Source organism: Pseudomonas oryzicola (genome assembly GCF_014269185.2).
Lineage (GTDB): Bacteria > Pseudomonadota > Gammaproteobacteria > Pseudomonadales > Pseudomonadaceae > Aquipseudomonas > Aquipseudomonas oryzicola.
In genome coordinates, this window is the sequence record NZ_JABWRZ020000001.1 from 572,764 (window position 1) to 592,973 (window position 20,210).

The window sequence follows — 20,210 nt, forward strand, 5'->3', positions numbered from 1 at the left end:
CGGCTTGCCTGCGTACAGGTACAGCAGGCAGGCGATCAGCGTGTGGCCACCTTGGGCTTGTAGGCACAATACCCCGGGCGCGGTCCAACTTTGGGGTGGTTGCGGCAAGTGTCCGGGCGCTTGTCGTAAATGGTGCACAGGCGGCTCTTGCGGTCCAGGTACAGGCAGTCGTCGTTGCTCATCCGGGTCAGGGTGAAGATCCCCGACTTCTGGTTGAAGCGTTCGATAATGCCGTCCTTTTGCAGGCGCTTGGCGATGTTCTTTGGCGGTTCGTCTTTTTCGAACTCGTCGACCACGCCGATACGGATCAGATCCTTGATCTTCACCTCCACCGGCAAGGTGCAGCAGGTTGAATGGCAGCCGCCACACATGTGGCTGGCATAGCGCTGCCAAGTCTCCAGGCGGTCGACTTCAGCGGCGGCGATCAGGGTCGTTTTCATCGTTATGGGGGTGAATCACGGTCTTGGGGCGCGCGATCATACCGGAATCGTTCAATTTATGAACAACCTTTTGACCGATTGCGTTACCGGGCATGAAAACCGCGAACCCAGGCTTTCGCTCTCTGTCGAAGCGTCTAGGCTGAACAGTCTCCCTCCGTATTCGTCAACTTGCCCGAGGATGCCGCATGTCCCAGGAACCCAAAGCTCGTGACGCCGAGGTGGCCGAATTTCGCGCCGCTGTACTGGACAAGCTGACCTACGCGGTTGGCAAGGACCCGGAGCATGCCTTCGACCACGACTGGTTCGAAGCCATTGCCCTGGCCGCGCGCGATCACATGGTCGACCACTGGATGGACCACACCCGGCAGGCTTATCGCCGTAGCCAGAAGCGGGTCTATTACCTTTCCCTCGAATTTCTCATCGGGCGCCTGCTGTATGACAGCCTGAGCAACCTGGGCCTGCTCGACATCGCCCGCGACGCGCTGGTAGGGCTGGATGTAGATTTGGAGCGCATCCGCCTGCTCGAGCCCGATGCGGCGCTAGGCAACGGCGGCCTGGGCCGCCTTGCAGCATGTTTCATGGAGAGCATGTCGACCCTTGGTATTGCTGCTCATGGCTATGGCATTCGTTATGAGCACGGGTTGTTCCGCCAGGCCATGGTCGATGGCTGGCAGCAGGAACAGACCGAGAACTGGCTGGACTTCGGCAACCCCTGGGAGTTCGAGCGCGCAGAGGTGATCTACCCGATCAGCTTTGGCGGTAGCGTCGAAACGGTGCATGACACGCATGGCCAGCAACGCCAGGTATGGTGGCCGGGCGAGACCGTGCGGGCGGTGGCCTACGACACGCCAGTGGTCGGCTGGCGTGGTGCCAGCGTCAACACCTTGCGCCTGTGGCGTGCCCGAGCGCTGGAAGAACTGCACCTGGAGCGATTCAATGCCGGCGACCACCTGGGCGCGGTGGCCGAGGTGGCGCGGGCCGAAAGCATCTCGCGGGTGCTGTACCCGGCCGACAGCACCGAGGCCGGCCAGGAACTGCGCCTGCGCCAGGAATACTTCTTCGTCTCGGCATCGCTGCAGGACCTGCTACGCCGTCACCTGAACATGCATGACAACCTGCTCAACCTGCCTGACGCGGCGGCCATCCAGCTCAACGATACCCATCCGTCGATCGCCGTGGCCGAGCTGATGCGCCTGCTGGTCGACCAGCATGAAATCCCCTGGGATACCGCCTGGGAGCTGACCGTGGGCACCCTGGCCTACACCAACCACACCTTGCTGCCCGAGGCTCTGGAAACCTGGCCGGTGGCGCTGATGGAACGGATGCTGCCGCGGCACATGCAGATCATCTACCTGGTCAACGCCTACCACATCGATGCATTGCGCGCGAAAGGCCTGCATGACTTCGATGTGCTGCGGGCGGTGTCGCTGATCGAGGAAGACAATGGGCGCCGGGTGCGCATGGGCAACCTGGCGTTCCTCGGCTCGCACAGCGTCAACGGGGTTTCGGCGCTGCACAGCAAGCTGATGAAGAGTACGGTATTCGCCGAGCTGCACAAGCTCTACCCGCAACGGATCAACAACAAGACCAATGGCATCACCTTCCGCCGCTGGCTGTACCAGTCCAACCCGCAGCTGACGGCCATGCTGGTCGAGGCGCTGGGCCCGGAGCTGCTGGATGACCCGGAAGGGCGCCTGGCCGGCCTGGTACCGTTTGCCGACAAAAGCGGTTTCCGCAAGCAGTTCGCTGCCCAGCGGCTGCACAGCAAACGTGCCCTGGCCAGCATCATCCAGGACCGCCTGGGCGTCACGGTCAACCCCGAGGCGCTGTTCGACGTGCAGGTCAAGCGCATCCACGAATACAAGCGCCAGTTGCTCAACTTGCTGCACACCGTGGCGCTGTACCAGGCCATGCGCAACGACCCGGGCACCGACTGGGTACCGCGGGTCAAGATATTTGCCGGCAAGGCTGCCGCCAGCTATCACCAGGCCAAGCTGATCATCAAGCTGGCCAACGACATAGCCCGCGTGGTGAACAACGACCCGACCGTGCGCGGCCTGCTCAAGGTGGTGTTCCTGCCCAACTACAACGTCAGCCTGGCCGAAAGCATCATCCCGGCGGCTGACCTTTCCGAGCAGATTTCAACCGCCGGTTACGAAGCGTCCGGCACCAGCAACATGAAGTTCGGCCTGAACGGCGCGCTGACCATCGGCACGCTGGACGGCGCCAATGTGGAGATGAGCGAGCAAGTCGGGGCCGACAACATGTTCATCTTCGGCCTCACCGCGCAGCAGGTGGAAGCGCGGCGGCGTTCCGGGGACTTCGGTGCCAGTGCGGCGATTGCCGCGTCCAGTCGCCTGAACGATGTGTTGCAGGCCATTCGCAGCGGGGTGTTCTCACCGGATGACCCATCGCGCTACACCGCATTGATCGATGGGCTGGTGGCTTATGACCGCTTCCTGGTGTGTGCCGACTTCGATGCTTACTGGGATGCCCAGCGCCGGGTAGAGGAGTTGTGGCACAAGCCGCAGGAGTGGTGGCGCATGGCGGTGCTGAACACCGCGCGGATGGGCTGGTTCTCGTCGGACCGGACCATTCGCGAGTATGCCAGCGAGATCTGGAAGGCTCTGGATTGAGCTGGATCAGGTCCGCCCTCTTCGCGGGTTCACCCCGCGAAGGCCCCCACTCCGACCATCGGCCTGGCATACGCTGAACTACCGACCTATTGTGCCGTCTGAGTGCCGTGGCGAGTCTCATCACTCGCTAGCCCGCAACTCTCCCTGTAAACTGCGTGGGTTTTTATCCCCACAATCCTTTCGGAGCCATACATGTCCCGCGTTACCCTGAGTCGCTATCTGATTGAGCAGACCCGCAGCAACAATACCCCTGCCGATCTGCGCTTCCTGATCGAGGTGGTGGCGCGTGCGTGCAAGGAAATCAGCCATCACGTGTCCAAAGGCGCCCTGGGCGGTGTGCTGGGCAGCATGGGCACAGAGAACGTGCAGGGCGAAGTCCAGAAGAAGCTGGACGTGATTTCCAACGATATCCTGCTGGAGGCCAACGAGTGGGGTGGCCACCTGGCCGGCATGGCTTCCGAAGAAATGGACAACGCCTACCAGATCCCGGGCAAATACCCGAAAGGCGCCTACCTGCTGGTCTTCGACCCACTGGACGGCTCGTCCAACATCGACGTCAACGTGTCGGTCGGCACCATCTTCTCGGTACTGCGTTGCCCCAACGAGTACCTGAGCCAGAATGAAACCCTGAACGAAAAAGCCTTCCTGCAGCCAGGCACCCAGCAGGTCGCTGCCGGTTACGCCATCTATGGCCCGCAGACCATGCTGATCCTGACCCTGGGCAACGGCGTCAAGGGCTTCACCCTGGACCGCGAGCTGGGCAGCTTCGTCCTGACCCATGAAAACATCCGCGTGCCGGAAAGCACCGCCGAATTCGCCATCAACATGTCCAACCAGCGCCACTGGGAAGCGCCGGTTCAGCGTTACGTGGGCGAACTGCTGGCAGGTGAGACCGGCCCGCTGAAGAAGAACTACAACATGCGCTGGATCGCCTCGATGGTGGCCGACGTGCACCGCATCCTCACCCGTGGCGGCCTGTTCATGTACCCACGTGACGCTCGCGAGCCGAGCAAGCCGGGCAAACTGCGCCTGATGTACGAAGCCAACCCGATGTCGTTCATCATCGAACAGGCCGGCGGCGCCTCCACCAACGGTTACGATCGCATCCTCGACATCCAGCCCGAAAGCCTGCACCAGCGCGTGTCGGTGATCCTCGGCTCGAAGGAAGAGGTCGAGCGCGTCACCGCCTACCACAAGGAATAAGTCATGCTCGCACCTTGGCAGCCGTTGCTGGAGTGGTGGTTCGGTTGGGGCACCAGTCCCCAGGCCGTGGCTGACGAGAAGAGCACGCTGTGGTTCGGCAAGCATCACGATGCCGAGGCCCATGCGCTGTTTGGCGAGCTGGTCGAGCACGCCCTGGCAGGCGGGCTCGACGAATGGCAGCAAAGCCCGCAGGGCTGGCTGGGCCTGTTGATCCTGCTGGACCAGCTGCCACGCATGATCTATCGCGATACGCCACGTGCCTTCGAAGGTGACCGGCGTGCCCAGGTGGTGGCCATGCAGGGCCTGCAGAAGGGCTGGGACTACCAGTTGCTGCCGATCCAGCGGGTGTTCGTGCTGCTCGTGCTGGAGCATGCCGAGGTGCTGGACTGGCAGAACCTGTGTGTCGAGCGCTACCAGATGCTGTTGGACGAGCAGCCCGAAGCGAATCGCCGCCTGTTCGAGGGCTTCCTCGACTATGCCGAGCAGCACCAGCGGGTAATCGCGCGATTCGGGCGCTTTCCACACCGCAACCTGGTGCTGGAGCGGCCGAGTACTAGCGAAGAAATGGATTTTCTGCTGGAGCCCGGGTCCAGGTTCTGAGGCCGCTGTACCTGCTACAGGCCGTCACGATAAAAGGCCGCGCCTATCCAGGCGCGGCCTTTTTCTATTCGCAACAGACTATTTCTTTGTGATTAATCGCACAGTAGTGGCCATCCGACCAATGGTGTAGGGGGAAAGGGGGGCGGGTAGGGAACCTGGGAGGGATTTTTCCGTCGAAGGTCACTGCAGGCCACTCGCCTGTATCCCCTGTCCAGGAGTGTCCTTCATGTCGTTGCGTTCCCTCGCCCTGTTGTCGCTGTGCGTCGTCCTGACTGCCTGCAGCAAGATCAATCAGGAAAACTATTCCAAGATCAAGGCCGGTATGAACAAGGCCGAGGTCGAGCAGTTGCTCGGCACGCCGACCGAGTGTTCCGGCGCGTTGGGTATGAGCAGCTGCACCTGGGGGGACGAGAAGAGCTTCATCAGCGTGCAGTACGCGGCCGACAAAGTGCTGATGTATTCCGGGCAGGGCCTCAAATGAGGCGCCTGCACCTGTTGATGGGGGTATGCCTGGCGTTGCTGCTGGGCGGCTGTGCCGGCTCGGTACACGACCCGCTGGCACCGAAAACCGCTGGTAACGTCGACCTCAAGCGCTACCAGGGCAAATGGTACGAGCTGGCACGCCTGCCGATGCGCTACCAGGACGGTTGTGAGCAGTCCGAGGCGCACTACAACCTCAGGGTCGATGGCAGCCTGGGTGTGCTCAACCGTTGCCGCACCATGGGTGATGAATGGCTGCGTGCAGAAGGGCACGCGAACATTCAGGAACCGGGCCACACCGACAAGTTGTGGGTCGAGTTCGACAACTGGTTCACCAAGCTGGTGCCAGGCGTGGCCAGGGGCGAGTACTGGATTCTGTATGTGGACGAGCGCTACCGCACGGCAGTGGTTGGCAGCCCCGACCGCAAGCACTTGTGGCTCCTGTCGCGAACGCCGACGCTACCAGCCTGGGAGCGCGAGAACCTGATGTCCAGGGCGCGGCAACAGGGGTATGACACCAGCCGCTTGATCTGGCGCGCTTCGGACCAGCAGATCGTCAAGATGCATTGAGTTTCCGGGGCTGCAAAGCAGCCCCGATACACCTTTACCCCAACAGCTGGCGCAACACCCCGGCAAACGCCCGCCCGCTTTCCTCTTCCTGCGCATGCCGGCCCTGGCGCACCACCCACTGCCCGTTTACCATCACATCGCGCACCTGCCGATTACCGCCAGCAAACAGCCAACGGTTGAGAATGGCATCACCCTCGGCCATGGCAATGTAGGGATCCTGCCCATCGAGCACCAGCCAGTCGGCACGCTTGCCCACTGCCAGCTCACCGACCGTCTGCCCCAAGGCTTGCGCGCCACCGGCCAGCGCGGCGTCATACAACGTGCGCCCGACCATCGGCTGGTCGCCCCGGTACAAGCGATTACGTCGCTGGTCACGCAGCCGCTGGCCGTATTCCAGCCAGCGTAATTCCTCCACAACGCTCAGCGACACATGACTGTCCGAGCCGATGCCCAGGCGGCCGCCTTGGGCCAGGTAGTCCACTGCCGGGAAAATCCCGTCGCCCAGGTTGGCTTCAGTGGTCAGGCACAGCCCGGCCACTGCGCCGCTGCGCGCCATGGCGCTGACTTCATCCGGCTCGGCATGAGTGGCATGCACCAGGCACCAGCGCGGGTCCACGTCCACATGCTGGTACAGCCACTGCAACGGCCGCAGGCCGCTCCAGGCCAGGCAGTCGTCCACCTCCTTCTGCTGCTCGGCGATGTGGATATGTATCGGGCATTGCCGGTCGCTGGCTGCCAGCACCTCGCTAATCTGCCCAGGCGTCACCGCCCGTAGGGAGTGGAAGCACAACCCCAGTTGCTGAGCTGGTTGCGCAGCCAGCAGCGGGGCCAATTGTGCTTGTAGCTGCAAGTACTTCTCGGTGGAGTTGATGAACCGCCGCTGCCCCTCAGTCGGGGCCTGGCCACCAAACCCTGCATGGCTGTACAGCACTGGCAGCAAGGTCAGGCCGATGCCGCTGTCGGCTGCGGCCGCGCTGATGCGGCGGGACAGCTCGGCCGGGTCGGCATAGGCCTGGCCGGCCTGGTCGTGGTGCACGTAATGGAACTCCGCCACCGAGGTGTAGCCGCACTTGAGCATCTCGATGTACAGCTGGCGGGCGATGACCTGCAGTTGCTCCGGGCTGATCTGCCCGACCAGGCGGTACATCAGGTCGCGCCAGGTCCAGAAGCTGTCGTTGGGGTTGCCAGCCACCTCCGCCAGGCCCGCCATGGCCCGCTGGAAGGCATGCGAGTGCAGGTTGGGCATGCCTGGCAGCACAGGGCCGCCAAGGCGCTCGGCACCTTCGGCACTGGCATCGGCTGCGATTGCCACCAGAGTGCCGTCGGCGGCTACCTCGAAACGGACATTGTGGGCCCAACCGGTGGGCAGGAGGGCACGTTCGGCGTAATAGGCGGGCATTGCGCTATCCTGTTATTGTTCAGCTTGTATATACATATACAGCCGTTTGCCTGCCGGGTAAACTCCGGCAAGCTACCATCAATCTAATCGCACAAGGATCAAACGCCGTGCCGACACCTTCCGTTTCCGTGCTGGTGGCCCAAATGGGCGAGGGCCCGGCGCCATTGTACGCCCGGGTCAAGCAGATGATCGTCCAGCAGATCGAGAATGGCAGCTGGCCGCCGCACCACCGTGTGCCGTCCGAAAGCGAGCTGGTCAGCCAGTTGGGCTTCAGCCGCATGACCATCAACCGCGCGTTGCGCGAGCTTACCGCCGAAGGGCTGTTGGTGCGCATGCAGGGGGTCGGCACCTTCGTTGCCGAACCCAAGACCCGTTCGGCGCTGTTCGAAGTCAACAACATTGCCGACGAGATTGCTGCCCGTGGCCACCAGCATAGTTGCCAGGTGATCACCCTCGCCGAGGAAGCCGCCGGCTCCGAACGCGCCCTGGCCCTGGACATGCGCGAAGGCCAGCGCGTATTCCATTCGTTGATCGTGCATTATGAAAACGGCGTTCCGGTGCAGATCGAAGACCGTTACGTCAATGCACAGATCGCCCCGGACTACCTCAAGCAGGATTTCACCCGGCAGACGCCCTACGCCTACCTGTCCCAGGTAGCGCCGCTGACTGAAGGCGAGCACGTTGTCGAAGCCATTCTCGCCGAGCCTGATGAGTGCAAGCTGCTGCAGATCGAGCAAGGTGAGCCGTGCCTGTTGATTCGCCGCCGTACCTGGTCCGGTCGCCAGCCTGTCACCGCAGCGCGGTTGATCCACCCCGGTTCCCGTCATCGCCTGGAAGGACGTTTCAGCAAATGAGTCAACTGCAATGGTTGCGTGCCAAAGACTACCCGCGCATGCCGTGGAAGAACGGTGGTGGGTTCACCGAGGAAATCACCCGCGATGCAGGTGACGGGCTCGAGGGTTTCGGCTGGCGCCTGTCGATAGCCGATATCGAGGCCTCCGGTGGCTTTTCCACCTTTGCCGGGTATCAACGCATCATCACCGTGCTGCAGGGAGATGGCATGCGCCTTACGGTGGATGGCCAGCCCAGCCGGCCGCTCGTGCCCTTCGATGCCTATGCGTTCAGCGGTGAAAGCCAGGTGAGCTGCGCGCTGCTGGGCGGGGCGATCCGCGACTTCAACCTGATCTACGCACCGCTGCGTTACCGTGCGCGACTGCAGTGGTACCACGGCGGCAGTCGGCTTTTCAGTGCCGCCAGCACCGTGCTGGTTTTCAGTGGCCAGGCGCAGTTGGCGGTGAGTATCGACGGCCAGTTGCAATCGGCGCTGGGGCTGTATGACTGCTTGCAACTGAGCGGCAACGAGCGCCTGCTGGAAGTCGAAGTGCTCGGACGTTGCTGTGTTATCGAGCTGACCCCGCTTTCGTGAATACCCGTCGGCCCTTCGCAACCTGGCGAAAGGGCCGTGCCGCCCCGCCAAGAGTTACCCGGTAACGCCCCGAAAAGGTCTTGTTTGTTACCGAATGCCCCAAGATGGCGCAATGCCCTCTGGTTCTCGCCACCCTGCCCAAGCCCCTCTCCAGTTTTTTCGTTTTTCTGCATCCCTTGCGCCGTGCGGGCTGCAACGTCATGGCCGGGCCATGACAACGTCCGCCGAAGCAACTTGGCCGTTCAATTGCATATGCTTGTATGTACAAGTAAAGCCAAGTAAGCGAAAGTAGATAGGCCGTCCACTTCGCGCTGTACAGACCGCATCACTGGCCCGCCGATCGCGTCGGGTTTTGGATAGATCGCTCGAGGAGCACTTTTCGTGACTGACAACAAGCTGAACAAATTCCGTGACGTCGAGATCCGCGCCCCGCGTGGCAACAAGCTGACCGCCAAGAGCTGGCTGACTGAAGCGCCGCTGCGCATGCTGATGAACAACCTCGACCCGCAGGTTGCCGAAAACCCGAAAGAACTGGTGGTGTATGGCGGCATCGGCCGCGCCGCACGCAACTGGGCTTGCTACGACAAGATCGTCGAGAGCCTGACCCAGCTGAACGACGATGAAACCTTGCTGGTGCAGTCGGGCAAACCGGTCGGTGTGTTCAAGACCCACGCCGATGCCCCGCGCGTGCTGATTGCCAACTCCAACCTGGTACCGCACTGGGCCAACTGGGAGCACTTCAACGAACTGGATGCCAAGGGCCTGGCCATGTACGGCCAGATGACCGCCGGCAGCTGGATCTACATCGGCAGCCAGGGCATCGTCCAGGGCACCTACGAAACCTTCGTCGAGGCTGGCCGTCAGCACTACGGGGGCAGCCTCAAAGGCAAATGGGTGCTGACCGCGGGCTTGGGCGGCATGGGCGGCGCCCAGCCACTGGCAGCGACCCTGGCCGGCGCCTGCTCGCTGAACATCGAATGCCAGCAGAGCCGTATCGATTTCCGTCTGCAGACCCGCTACGTGGACGAGCAGGCCCACGACCTTGACGACGCCTTGGCACGCATCGCCAAGTACACTGCCGAAGGCAAGGCCATTTCCATCGCCCTGCACGGCAACGCCGCCGAGATCCTGCCCGAACTGGTCAAGCGCGGCGTGCGTCCGGACATGGTCACCGACCAGACCAGCGCCCACGACCCGCTCAACGGCTACCTGCCGGCGGGTTGGACCTGGGAGCAGTATCGCGACCGTGCGCAGACCGAGCCGGCCGCTGTGGTCAAGGCCGCCAAGCAGTCCATGGCCGTGCACGTGCAGGCCATGCTCGACTTCCAGAAGCAGGGCGTGCCGACCTTCGACTACGGCAACAACATCCGCCAGATGGCCAAGGAAGAAGGTGTCGCCAATGCCTTCGACTTCCCAGGGTTCGTGCCGGCGTACATCCGCCCGCTGTTCTGCCGCGGTATCGGCCCGTTCCGCTGGGCCGCGCTGTCCGGCGATGCCGAGGACATCTACAAGACCGACGCCAAGGTGAAGGAGCTGATCCCGGACGACGCCCACCTGCACCGCTGGCTGGACATGGCCCGCGAGCGCATCAGCTTCCAGGGCCTGCCGGCCCGTATCTGCTGGGTTGGCCTGGGGCTGCGGGCCAAGCTGGGCCTGGCGTTCAACGAGATGGTGCGCAGTGGCGAGCTGTCGGCACCGATCGTGATCGGCCGCGACCACCTCGACTCGGGGTCGGTTGCCAGCCCCAACCGCGAGACCGAGGCCATGCAGGACGGTTCGGATGCCGTCTCCGACTGGCCGCTGCTCAACGCGCTGCTGAACACTGCCAGCGGCGCCACCTGGGTTTCGCTGCACCATGGCGGTGGCGTGGGCATGGGCTTCTCCCAGCACTCCGGCATGGTCATTGTGTGTGACGGCACCGACGCGGCGGCCGAGCGTATCGCCCGCGTGCTCACCAACGACCCGGCTACCGGGGTGATGCGTCACGCCGACGCGGGTTACCAGATCGCGATCGATTGCGCCAAAGAGCAGGGTCTCAACCTGCCGATGATCACTGGCTGATAGTCCACAGGGTGCTGCGGGTTGAGCCACGCAGCACCTTTATGGATCCAGCTTTTTTCTTGCAAGGACTGCCGAATTCCACTTTCAAGTTTGGGAGCGTCACGCAATGAAAACCAACAAGACCTTGCTTGCCTCGCTGTTCGCCGTCGGCCTGCTTGGCGTTGCCGGCGGCAGTCAGGCCGCTGGCTGGTGCGAGTCTGGCAAGCCGGTGAAGTTCGCCGGATTGAACTGGGAAAGCGGCATGCTGCTGACCGACGTGATGCAATTCGTGCTGAAGAATGGCTACGGCTGTTCGACCGACAGCCTGCCCGGCAACTCCATCACCATGGAAAACGCGCTGGGCACCAATGACATTCAGGTATTCGCCGAAGAATGGGTTGGCCGCAGCGAGGTCTGGAACAAGGCCGAAGCCGCCGGCAAGGTCGTCGGTGTCGGCGCTCCGGTAGTGGGAGCGGAGGAGGGCTGGTACGTGCCCCGCTACGTGATCGAGGGCGACGCCAAGCGCAACCTCGAAGCCAAGGCGCCAGACCTCAAGCGCGTGGCCGACCTGGCCAAGTATTCCAGCGTGTTCAAGGACCAGGAAGAGCCCAGCAAAGGCCGCTTCTACAACTGCCCGGCCGGTTGGACCTGCGAGCTGGACAACACCAGGATGTTGAAGGACTACGGCCTGGAAAGCAGCTACACCAACTTCCGCCCCGGCACCGGCCCTGCGCTGGATGCCGCCGTGCTGTCTAGCTACAAGCGCGGCGAGCCGATCCTGTTCTACTACTGGACACCCACCCCGTTGATGGGCCAGGTCGACCTGGTCAAGCTGCAGGAAAAAGACGGCGTGGACAAGACCGTGTCGATCAAGGTCGGCCTGTCCAAAACCTTCCACGACGAGGCGCCGGAGCTGGTCGAGGTGCTGCAGAAAGTCAACTTGCCCATCGATCTGCTGAACCAGAACCTGGCCCGCATGACCAAGGATCGGATCGAGTCGCCCGCGCTGGCCAAGGCGTTCCTCAAGGAACATCCTGAAGTCTGGCAGGCCTGGGTCAGCGAAGAGGCTGCCAAGAAGATCAACGCGGCGCTCTGAGCGTCCTCAGCTGATGAGTGGAACCTATGTTTCCTGACAACCTGACATTCTCCATCGCCGACTGGGTCAACGGCTGGGTCGACACCCTGGTGACCAACTATGGGGATGTGTTCCGGCACATCTCCGATACCTTGCTGTGGGCGATCGTCAGCCTCGAAGGCATGTTGCGTGCAACACCCTGGTGGCTGATGCTCGGCGTGGTGGCAGTCATCGCCTGGCACGCCACCCGGCGTGTCCTGCCGACCCTGGTGATCACCGGCCTGCTGTTCCTGGTGGGCGCCGTAGGCCTGTGGGACAAACTGATGCAGACGCTGGCGCTGATGCTGGTGGCCACGCTGATCTCGGTACTGGTGGGCATCCCCCTGGGCATTCTGTCGGCGCGCAGCAATCGCCTGCGCGCGGTGCTGATGCCGCTGCTGGACATCATGCAGACCATGCCCAGCTTCGTGTACCTGATCCCGGTGCTGATGCTGTTCGGCCTGGGCAAGGTGCCGGCGATCTTCGCTACGGTGATCTACGCTGCGCCGCCCCTGATTCGCCTGACCGACCTGGGGATTCGCCAGGTCGACGGCGAAGTGATGGAAGCGATAAACGCCTTCGGCGCCAATCGTTGGCAGCAACTGTTCGGCGTGCAACTGCCGCTGGCGCTGCCGAGCATCATGGCCGGTATCAACCAGACCACCATGATGGCCCTGTCGATGGTGGTGATCGCCTCGATGATCGGTGCCCGCGGCCTGGGCGAGGACGTGCTGGTCGGAATCCAGACCCTCAACGTCGGCCGTGGTCTGGAAGCAGGCCTGGCCATCGTGATTCTCGCGGTGGTGATCGATCGCATTACCCAGGCCTATGGCCGGCCACGCCATGAGGTGAGCAAATGAGCATGCAGCCGATCAGCAAGATCGAAGTGAAAAACGTCTTCAAGATCTTCGGCGACCGTGCCGACGAGGCCCTGCAGTTGATCCGCAACAACCACGGCAAGGACCAGGTGCTGGCCCAAACCGGTTGCGTGGTTGGCGTCAACGACCTGTCGTTGTCCATCGGCAGTGGCGAGATCTTCGTGATCATGGGCCTGTCCGGTTCGGGCAAGTCGACGCTGGTACGCCATTTCAACCGCCTGATCGATCCCACCAGCGGGCAGATCCTGGTCGATGGCGAGGACATCCTGCAGTACGACATGGACGCCCTGCGCGAATTTCGTCGGCGCAAGATCAGCATGGTGTTCCAGAGCTTCGGCCTGTTGCCGCACCGCAATGTGCTGGACAACGTCGCCTATGGCCTGAAGGTGCGCGGCGAGAGCAAGCAGCTGTGTGCCGAGCGCGCCCAGCAGTGGATCGAGACCGTCGGCCTGAAGGGCTACGAAAAGAAATACCCGCACCAGCTGTCCGGCGGCATGCGCCAACGTGTCGGCCTGGCACGGGCGTTGGCGGCGGATACCGACATCATCCTCATGGATGAGGCGTTCAGCGCCCTCGACCCGCTGATCCGCGCAGAAATGCAGGACCAGTTGCTGGAGCTGCAGAAGACCCTGCACAAGACCATCGTGTTCATCACTCATGACCTGGACGAGGCCGTGCGCATCGGCAACCGCATCGCCATCCTCAAGGATGGCCGCCTGATCCAGGTCGGCACGCCGCACCAGATCCTTCACGATCCGGCCGACGAATATGTTGACCGCTTTGTCCAGCGCCGCGCGGTCGCGGTATGAGAGGCAGCATGTCGCAGGTCGAAACGGTGATACTCAGCGGCGTTGCACTGCGCTGGCAGGACATCGCCGCGGTCGCCCGCCAAGGGGTGCGCCTCGAGCTGGCCCCGCAGGTCTGGGCACGCATCGACAATGCCCAGGCGATCGTTCGCCATATCGTCGCCAGCGGTGAGCGGGCCTATGGCGTGAACACCGGGCTGGGCGCGCTGTGCAATGTGTCGCTGCAGGGCGAGCAACTCAGCCAGCTGTCGCGCAACACCTTGCTCAGCCACGCCTGTGGCGTTGGCCCGGCGCTGGCTGATGAGCAGACCCGGGCGATCATCTGTGCTGCCATCTGCAACTACAGCCATGGCAAGTCCGGTATCCAGCGCAGCGTGGTCGAGGCATTGCTGGCATTGCTCAACCACGGTATCACGCCGCAAGTGCCGTCACAGGGCTCGGTAGGCTACCTGACCCACATGGCCCATGTCGGCGTATGCCTGCTGGGCATCGGCAAGGTCAGCTACCGAGGGCAGATTGTCGATGCTGCCCAGGCCCTGGCCGATGAAGGCCTGGCGCCGGTACAGCTGGGTGCCAAGGACGGCCTGTGCCTGGTCAATGGCACGCCGTGCATGACCGGGCTGGCCTGCCTGGCCCTGGACGATGCCAGCCGGCTGCTGCAATGGGCCGACGTAATCGGTGCCATGAGCTTTGAAGCGCTGCGCGGCCAGATCGCCGCCTTCGACCCCGAAATCATTGCCCTCAAGCCTCACCCCGGCATGCAGGTGGTAGGCGAGAACCTGCGCGCGTTGCTGGCCGACAGCGAAGTGATCGCAGCCAGCAAAGGCATCCGTACCCAGGACGCCCTGAGTATCCGCTCGATCCCCCAGGTGCATGGCGCTGCCCGCGACCAGTTGGTGCATGTGGTGAAGCAGGTCGAGGCCGAACTCAACGGCGCCAACGACAACCCGCTGCTGCTGGGTACTCCGGACGACTTCCGGGTGGTCTCCCAAGCCAACCCGCACGGTCAGTCGGTGGCCCTGGCGGCGGATTTGCTGGCGATTGCCATGGCCGAGATCGGTGCGATCGCCGAGCGCCGCCTGGACCGCCTGGTCAACCCGCTGGTCAGCGGCCTGCCGGCGTTTCTGGTCAGCAATCCAGGGGTCAACTCCGGAATGATGATCGCCCAGTATGTCGCCGCCTCGCTGTGCGCGCAGAACCGTCAACTGGCGCAACCGGCGGTGCTCGACAACTACGTCACCTCCGGTCTGCAGGAGGACCATCTGAGCCTGGGTACCAATGCCGCGCTGAAACTGCACCAGGTGCTGGAGAACTGTTTCCAGATTCTGGCCATCGAGTACCTGCTGGCCGCCCAGGCATTCGAATTTTTCAACGGCCAGCGCTTTGGCGTTGGCACCCATGCCGCCTGGTGCCTGCTGCGTGAACAGGTGCCGGCGTACCTGGAAGACCGCTGGCTGGCGCCGGACATCGCCCGCGCCGCCGCACTGCTGAAATCCTCGCTCGCGCCGCAGCCCGTGCTGCCGGCCGCGCACTGAACAATAGAAAGGAGACTTTACGTGGAAGCCCTGAACCTCATTCCTGGCCAGCTGACCCTGGCCCAGCTGCGCCGGATCCACCAGGCGCCGCTGCACCTGAGCCTGGATGCCAGCGCCGGTGCGGCCATCGACGCCAGCGTCGCCTGTGTCGAGCAGATCATTGCCGAAGACCGTACGGCCTACGGCATCAACACCGGTTTTGGCCTGCTGGCCTCGACCCGCATTGCCAGCCACGACCTGGAAAACCTGCAGCGCTCGCTGGTGCTGTCCCACGCTGCCGGTGTCGGCGCGCCGCTGGACGATGACCTGGTGCGGCTGATCATGGTGCTGAAGATCAACAGCCTCAGCCGCGGCTTCTCCGGTATCCGTCGCAAGGTCATCGACGCGCTGATCGCCCTGGTCAACGCCGAAGTCTATCCGCACATCCCGCTCAAGGGCTCGGTGGGTGCCTCGGGCGACCTCGCCCCGCTGGCGCACATGTCGCTGGTATTGCTCGGCGAAGGCAAGGCCCGTCACAAGGGCCAGTGGCTGCCAGCTACAGAGGCCCTGGCGGTCGCCGGCCTCGAGCCGCTGACCCTGGCCGCCAAGGAGGGCCTGGCCCTGCTCAACGGTACCCAGGCTTCCACCGCCTATGCCCTGCGTGGCCTGTTCCAGGCCGAAGACCTGTATGCCGCGGCCATCGCCTGCGGCGGCCTGAGCGTCGAAGCAGCACTGGGCTCGCGCTCGCCGTTCGATGCGCGTATCCACGAAGTGCGTGGCCAGCGTGGCCAGATCGATACCGCTGCCTGCTTCCGTGACCTGCTGGGCGACTCCAGCGAAGTCTCGCTATCGCACAAGAACTGCGACAAGGTCCAGGACCCGTACTCGCTGCGCTGCCAGCCGCAGGTCATGGGTGCCTGCCTGACCCAGTTGCGTCAGGCCGCCGAAGTGCTGGGCATCGAGGCCAACGCCGTGTCGGACAACCCGCTGGTGTTCGCCGCCGAGGGCGACGTCATCTCCGGCGGCAACTTCCACGCCGAGCCGGTAGCCATGGCCGCCGACAACATCGCCCTGGCCATCGCCGAAATCGGCTCGCTCAGCGAGCGCCGCATCTCGCTGATGATGGACAAGCACATGTCCCGGCTGCCGCCGTTCCTGGTGGAAAACGGTGGGGTCAACTCCGGCTTCATGATCGCCCAGGTCACCGCTGCCGCCCTGGCCAGCGAGAACAAGGCCCTGTCGCACCCGCACAGTGTCGACAGCCTGCCGACCTCGGCCAACCAGGAAGACCACGTGTCGATGGCACCGGCTGCCGGCAAGCGCCTCTGGGAAATGGCCGAGAACACCCGTGGCGTGCTGGCCATCGAATGGCTGGGCGCCTGCCAGGGCCTGGACCTGCGCAAGGGCCTGAAGACCTCGGCCAAGCTGGAGCAGGCGCGTCAGGCGCTGCGTAGCGAAGTACCGCACTACGACCGTGACCGGTTCTTTGCTCCCGATATCGAAAAGGCCGTGGAACTGTTGGCCAAGGGTTGCCTGACCGGCCTGCTGCCGGCGGGTGTGCTGCCTAGCCTGTAATGCCCGTTGGGGCCGCTGTGCGGCCCCAATGTCCTCACGACCACAAAAACAACTCAAGGACGTGACATGCAACAAGCTCAAGGTCTCAAGCGCGGCCTGTCAGCCCGCCATATCCGTTTCATGGCCCTCGGTTCCGCCATTGGCACCGGCCTGTTCTATGGTTCCGCTTCGGCCATCCAGATGGCCGGTCCGGCTGTGCTGCTGGCCTACCTGATCGGCGGCGCCGCCGTGTTCATGGTCATGCGCGCGCTCGGTGAAATGGCCGTGCACAACCCCGTTGCCGGCTCGTTCGGCCACTATGCCAGCACTTACCTCGGCCCCATGGCCGGCTTCATCCTCGGCTGGACCTACGCCTTCGAGATGGTCATCGTCGCCATTGCCGACGTCACCGCCTTCGGTATCTACATGGGCTTCTGGTTCCCGGAGGTGGCCCGCTGGATCTGGGTGCTGGGCATCGTGTTCCTGATCGGCGGCCTCAACCTGTGCAACGTCAGGGTATTTGGCGAGATGGAATTCTGGCTGTCGCTGCTCAAGGTCGGCGCCATCGTGGCTATGATCCTGGCCGGCCTGGGCATCATGGCCTTCGGCTTCAGCCAGGCAGATAGCGGGCAGGCCGTGGGCATAAGCAACCTGTTCGAGCACGGCGGCTTCATGCCCAATGGCGTGGGTGGCCTGATCGCCTCCTTTGCCGTGGTGATGTTCGCCTTCGGCGGCATCGAGATCATCGGCGTCACCGCTGGCGAGGCCAAGGACCCGCAGCGCGTGATCCCCAAGGCGATCAATGCGGTGCCGCTGCGCATCCTGCTGTTCTACGTGCTGACCCTGCTGGTGCTGATGTGCCTGTACCCCTGGCCACAAATCGGCAGCCAGGGCAGCCCGTTCGTGCAGATCTTCAGCAACCTGGGCATTGGTTCAGCCGCCGCCGTGCTGAACATCGTGGTGATTTCCGCCGCGATCTCTGCCATCAACAGCGACATATTCGGTGCTGGCCGCATGATGTATGGCCTGGCCCAGCAAGGCCATGCCCCGCGCGGCTTCGGCAGGTTGTCGAAGCATGGCGTGCCGTGGATGACCGTGGTGGTGATGGGCGCTGCACTGCTGATCGGTGTGCTGCTCAACTATCTGATCCCGGAGAACGTGTTCCTGCTGATCGCCTCGATCGCGACCTTTGCCACCGTATGGGTGTGGCTGATGATCCTGCTTACCCAAGTGGCCATGCGTCGCAGCATGAGCCGCGACCAGGTTGCCAAACTGCAATTCCCGGTACCCTTCTGGCCTTACGGCCCGGCCATGGCCATTGCGTTCATGGTATTCATCTTTGGTGTGCTCGGTTACTTCCCCGATACCCAGGCGGCACTGTTTGTCGGCGTGGTGTGGGTGGTGTTCCTGGTGGCGTCCTACCTGCTGTGGTGCAAGCCGCGCGCAGGGCAGGGCCAGCCGACAGCGGAACCGGCCGAGCTGCACCGCTAGCAAAGGAGATTCGCATGACAACCCTCTGGCAGCACTGCCATGTGGCAACCATGGCCGAGGGCCGTTACTCGGCCATCGAGGACGCGGCCATCGTCACCCGTGACGGGCTGATCGAATGGATCGGCCCGCGCGCCGAGCTGGCGCCGGTCGAGGCTGACCGCACGGTGGACCTGGGCGGCGCCTGGGTCACCCCCGGGCTGATCGACTGCCACACCCACGCGGTGTTCGGCGGCAATCGCAGCGGCGAGTTCGAGCAACGCCTGCAGGGCGTGAGCTATGCCGAAATCGCCGCCCAGGGTGGTGGTATCGCCAGCACCGTGCGGGCGACCCGCGCGGCCAGCGAGGACGAGCTGTTCGCCAGTGCCCGCCAGCGGGTCCAGGCGCTGATGCGCGATGGCGTGACCACTATCGAGATCAAGTCCGGCTACGGGCTGGACCTGGCCAATGAACGCAAGATGCTGCGCGTGGCCCGGCGCCTGGCCGACGAGCTGCCGCTGGCGGTGCGTAGCACCTGCCTGGCAGCGCACGCCCTGCCGCCGGAATACGCCGGCAGGGCCGACGACTACATCGCCCACATCTGCGACGAAATGCTGCCGGCCCTGGCCGCCGAAGGCCTGGTGGATGCAGTAGACGCCTTCTGCGAGCATCTGGCTTTTTCCCCGGCCCAGGTCGAGCGGCTGTTCATCAAGGCACGCGAGCTGGGCCTGCCGGTCAAGCTGCACGCCGAACAGCTGTCGTCATTGCATGGTTCCAGCCTGGCGGCGCGCTACCAGGCGCTGTCGGCCGACCACCTGGAGTTCATGACCGAGGAAGATGCCATTGCCATGGCCAAGGCCGGCACGGTCGCCGTACTGCTGCCGGGCGCGTTCTACTTCCTGCGCGAAACCCAGTTGCCGCCGATGGACGCGCTGCGCCGCCACGGCGTGAAGATTGCCCTGGCCAGTGACCTCAACCCTGGCACCTCGCCAGGGCTGTCACTGCGGTTGATGCTGAACATGGGCTGTACCTGCTTCCGCATGACCCCGGAAGAAGCCCTGGCCGGCGTCACCGTGCACGCGGCCACGGCGCTGGGCCTTGGCGACAGCCACGGTTCGCTGGAAGTGGGCAAGGTGGCTGACTTCGTCGCCTGGCAGATCGAGCGCCCTGCCGACCTGGCCTACTGGCTGGGTGGCGACCTGCCCAAGCGCGTGGTGCGCAAGGGCCACGAGATTACCAACTGAGAGAGGCACGATGGACAAGGTACTGAGTTTTCACCAGGGCCACCTGCCGCTGCTGATCAGCATGCCGCACGCTGGCCTGCGCCTGAGCGACGCCGTACGCGACGGCTTGGTCGAGTCGGCGCGCAGCTTGCCGGACACCGACTGGCATATTCCACAGTTGTACGACTTTGCCCAGGAGCTGGGTGCTAGTGTGGTAGCGGCGGAGTACTCACGTTTCGTCATCGACCTGAACCGCCCGGATGACGACAAGCCGCTGTATGCCGGTGCCACCACAGGCCTGTACCCGGCCACGCTGTTCGAGGGCGAGCCACTGTTCAAGGAAGGGCGAGCACCATCTGCCGAGCAGCGCAAGCAGTATCTGGAGCAGATCTGGCGCCCCTACCACGACACGATTCGTCGCGAGCTGGCGCGGCTGCGCGAGCAGTTCGGCTACGCCCTGCTGTGGGACGCCCATTCGATCCGTTCGCTGATCCCGCACCTTTTCGACGGCAAGCTGCCGGACTTCAACCTGGGCACCTTCAACGGCGCCAGTTGCGATCCGGCACTGGCCGAACGGTTGCAAGGTGTCTGCGCCCAAGCCCAGGGCTACAGCCATGTACTCAACGGTCGTTTCAAAGGCGGGCATATCACCCGACATTACGGCGATCCGGCCAACCACATCCATGCGGTGCAACTGGAACTGGCGCAAAGCACCTACATGGAAGAAACCGAGCCGTTCGCCTATCGCGCAGACCTGGCGCAGCCAACCCAACAGGTGCTGCAGCGCTTGTTGCAGGCGTGCCTGGAGTGGGCGGAAGAACGCTATGCCGGTAGCTCAGACAAGACGGTAAACAGCTGAC

18 protein-coding genes are annotated in these 20,210 nt (G+C 63.6%); 16 read left to right on the forward strand and 2 right to left on the reverse strand.

What is annotated here, in order from left to right; all coding sequences use genetic code 11:
• Window positions 1–35: 35 nt before the first annotated feature.
• A complete protein-coding gene (locus HU760_RS02635) occupies window positions 36–440 on the reverse strand; it encodes a YkgJ family cysteine cluster protein (protein WP_186672274.1) in 405 nt (134 codons plus the stop codon).
• A 185-nt stretch (window positions 441–625) separates the two neighbouring features.
• On the opposite strand from HU760_RS02635, the gene HU760_RS02640 reads away from it, so the two are divergent.
• The 5 genes from HU760_RS02640 to HU760_RS02660 all read left to right on the forward strand — a co-directional run bounded on the left by HU760_RS02640 (window position 626) and on the right by HU760_RS02660 (window position 5,929).
• Window positions 626–3,076, forward strand: a complete 2,451-nt coding sequence (locus HU760_RS02640) for a glycogen/starch/alpha-glucan phosphorylase (protein ID WP_186672276.1) — start codon at window positions 626–628, stop codon at window positions 3,074–3,076.
• A gap of 192 nt (window positions 3,077–3,268) precedes the next feature.
• The gene (locus tag HU760_RS02645; RefSeq protein WP_051099541.1) at window positions 3,269–4,279 is read left to right on the forward strand and encodes a class 1 fructose-bisphosphatase; all 1,011 of its coding nucleotides are present in this window, start codon (window positions 3,269–3,271) and stop codon (window positions 4,277–4,279) included.
• Window positions 4,280–4,282: 3 nt separating this feature from the next.
• Window positions 4,283–4,879 carry a DUF924 family protein gene (locus HU760_RS02650; protein WP_170033267.1) on the forward strand — a complete coding sequence of 199 codons (597 nt, stop codon included), beginning with the start codon at window positions 4,283–4,285 and terminating at the stop codon, window positions 4,877–4,879.
• A 226-nt stretch (window positions 4,880–5,105) separates the two neighbouring features.
• Entirely contained in the window at window positions 5,106–5,360 is a 255-nt protein-coding gene (bamE, locus tag HU760_RS02655) for an outer membrane protein assembly factor BamE domain-containing protein (protein ID WP_003249234.1), read from the forward strand.
• The gene (locus HU760_RS02660) at window positions 5,357–5,929 is read left to right on the forward strand and encodes a lipocalin family protein (RefSeq protein ID WP_186672277.1); all 573 of its coding nucleotides are present in this window, start codon (window positions 5,357–5,359) and stop codon (window positions 5,927–5,929) included. Before bamE ends, HU760_RS02660 begins: the two co-directional genes overlap by 4 nt.
• A gap of 34 nt (window positions 5,930–5,963) precedes the next feature.
• On the opposite strand, the gene HU760_RS02665 is transcribed toward HU760_RS02660, so the two are convergent.
• On the reverse strand, window positions 5,964–7,328 hold the full coding sequence (locus HU760_RS02665; protein ID WP_186672285.1) for a formimidoylglutamate deiminase: 1,365 nt from the start codon (window positions 7,326–7,328) through the stop codon (window positions 5,964–5,966).
• Window positions 7,329–7,471: 143 nt separating this feature from the next.
• On the opposite strand from HU760_RS02665, the gene hutC reads away from it, so the two are divergent.
• The 11 genes from hutC to hutG all read left to right on the forward strand — a co-directional run bounded on the left by hutC (window position 7,472) and on the right by hutG (window position 20,209).
• Window positions 7,472–8,182, forward strand: coding sequence for a histidine utilization transcriptional repressor HutC (gene hutC / locus HU760_RS02670; RefSeq protein ID WP_170034323.1), 711 nt, complete (start codon window positions 7,472–7,474; stop codon window positions 8,180–8,182).
• On the forward strand, window positions 8,179–8,754 hold the full coding sequence (locus tag HU760_RS02675) for a HutD/Ves family protein (RefSeq protein WP_186672288.1): 576 nt from the start codon (window positions 8,179–8,181) through the stop codon (window positions 8,752–8,754). Before hutC ends, HU760_RS02675 begins: the two co-directional genes overlap by 4 nt.
• 381 nt (window positions 8,755–9,135) lie before the next feature.
• Window positions 9,136–10,815 carry a urocanate hydratase gene (gene hutU, locus HU760_RS02680; RefSeq protein WP_186672290.1) on the forward strand — a complete coding sequence of 560 codons (1,680 nt, stop codon included), beginning with the start codon at window positions 9,136–9,138 and terminating at the stop codon, window positions 10,813–10,815.
• Between the two features lie 106 nt (window positions 10,816–10,921).
• The gene (locus HU760_RS02685) at window positions 10,922–11,890 is read left to right on the forward strand and encodes an ABC transporter substrate-binding protein (RefSeq protein WP_186672292.1); all 969 of its coding nucleotides are present in this window, start codon (window positions 10,922–10,924) and stop codon (window positions 11,888–11,890) included.
• A 26-nt stretch (window positions 11,891–11,916) separates the two neighbouring features.
• Window positions 11,917–12,768 (forward strand): ABC transporter permease, encoded by an 852-nt coding sequence (locus HU760_RS02690; RefSeq protein WP_186672293.1) that lies wholly within the window; start codon window positions 11,917–11,919, stop codon window positions 12,766–12,768.
• Window positions 12,765–13,595, forward strand: coding sequence for a quaternary amine ABC transporter ATP-binding protein (locus tag HU760_RS02695; RefSeq protein ID WP_170033254.1), 831 nt, complete (start codon window positions 12,765–12,767; stop codon window positions 13,593–13,595). The genes HU760_RS02690 and HU760_RS02695 overlap by 4 nt, the downstream gene beginning before the upstream one ends.
• 8 nt (window positions 13,596–13,603) lie before the next feature.
• On the forward strand, window positions 13,604–15,127 hold the full coding sequence (locus HU760_RS02700) for an HAL/PAL/TAL family ammonia-lyase (protein WP_186672295.1): 1,524 nt from the start codon (window positions 13,604–13,606) through the stop codon (window positions 15,125–15,127).
• 21 nt (window positions 15,128–15,148) lie between these two features.
• Window positions 15,149–16,681, forward strand: a complete 1,533-nt coding sequence (gene hutH / locus HU760_RS02705; RefSeq protein ID WP_186672296.1) for a histidine ammonia-lyase — start codon at window positions 15,149–15,151, stop codon at window positions 16,679–16,681.
• 66 nt (window positions 16,682–16,747) lie between these two features.
• Window positions 16,748–18,151 carry an amino acid permease gene (locus tag HU760_RS02710; protein WP_186672297.1) on the forward strand — a complete coding sequence of 468 codons (1,404 nt, stop codon included), beginning with the start codon at window positions 16,748–16,750 and terminating at the stop codon, window positions 18,149–18,151.
• Window positions 18,152–18,165: 14 nt separating this feature from the next.
• On the forward strand, window positions 18,166–19,371 hold the full coding sequence (gene hutI, locus HU760_RS02715; RefSeq protein WP_186672298.1) for an imidazolonepropionase: 1,206 nt from the start codon (window positions 18,166–18,168) through the stop codon (window positions 19,369–19,371).
• Window positions 19,372–19,381: 10 nt separating this feature from the next.
• A complete protein-coding gene (gene hutG, locus HU760_RS02720; RefSeq protein ID WP_186672299.1) occupies window positions 19,382–20,209 on the forward strand; it encodes an N-formylglutamate deformylase in 828 nt (275 codons plus the stop codon).
• The last annotated feature ends 1 nt before the right edge of the window (window position 20,210 follow it).

Excerpts from the sequence above, each read along its gene's own strand:
- HU760_RS02635 (WP_186672274.1), bottom strand. The coding sequence starts at position 440 with ATGAAAACGACCCTGATCGCCGCCGCTGAAGTCGACCGCCTGGAGACT.
- HU760_RS02640 (WP_186672276.1), top strand. The coding sequence starts at position 626 with ATGTCCCAGGAACCCAAAGCTCGTGACGCCGAGGTGGCCGAATTTCGC.
- HU760_RS02645 (WP_051099541.1), top strand. The coding sequence starts at position 3,269 with ATGTCCCGCGTTACCCTGAGTCGCTATCTGATTGAGCAGACCCGCAGC.
- HU760_RS02650 (WP_170033267.1), top strand. The coding sequence starts at position 4,283 with ATGCTCGCACCTTGGCAGCCGTTGCTGGAGTGGTGGTTCGGTTGGGGC.
- bamE (WP_003249234.1), top strand. The coding sequence starts at position 5,106 with ATGTCGTTGCGTTCCCTCGCCCTGTTGTCGCTGTGCGTCGTCCTGACT.
- HU760_RS02660 (WP_186672277.1), top strand. The coding sequence starts at position 5,357 with ATGAGGCGCCTGCACCTGTTGATGGGGGTATGCCTGGCGTTGCTGCTG.
- HU760_RS02665 (WP_186672285.1), bottom strand. The coding sequence starts at position 7,328 with ATGCCCGCCTATTACGCCGAACGTGCCCTCCTGCCCACCGGTTGGGCC.
- hutC (WP_170034323.1), top strand. The coding sequence starts at position 7,472 with ATGGGCGAGGGCCCGGCGCCATTGTACGCCCGGGTCAAGCAGATGATC.
- HU760_RS02675 (WP_186672288.1), top strand. The coding sequence starts at position 8,179 with ATGAGTCAACTGCAATGGTTGCGTGCCAAAGACTACCCGCGCATGCCG.
- HU760_RS02685 (WP_186672292.1), top strand. The coding sequence starts at position 10,922 with ATGAAAACCAACAAGACCTTGCTTGCCTCGCTGTTCGCCGTCGGCCTG.
- HU760_RS02690 (WP_186672293.1), top strand. The coding sequence starts at position 11,917 with ATGTTTCCTGACAACCTGACATTCTCCATCGCCGACTGGGTCAACGGC.
- HU760_RS02695 (WP_170033254.1), top strand. The coding sequence starts at position 12,765 with ATGAGCATGCAGCCGATCAGCAAGATCGAAGTGAAAAACGTCTTCAAG.
- HU760_RS02700 (WP_186672295.1), top strand. The coding sequence starts at position 13,604 with ATGTCGCAGGTCGAAACGGTGATACTCAGCGGCGTTGCACTGCGCTGG.
- HU760_RS02710 (WP_186672297.1), top strand. The coding sequence starts at position 16,748 with ATGCAACAAGCTCAAGGTCTCAAGCGCGGCCTGTCAGCCCGCCATATC.
- hutI (WP_186672298.1), top strand. The coding sequence starts at position 18,166 with ATGACAACCCTCTGGCAGCACTGCCATGTGGCAACCATGGCCGAGGGC.
- hutG (WP_186672299.1), top strand. The coding sequence starts at position 19,382 with ATGGACAAGGTACTGAGTTTTCACCAGGGCCACCTGCCGCTGCTGATC.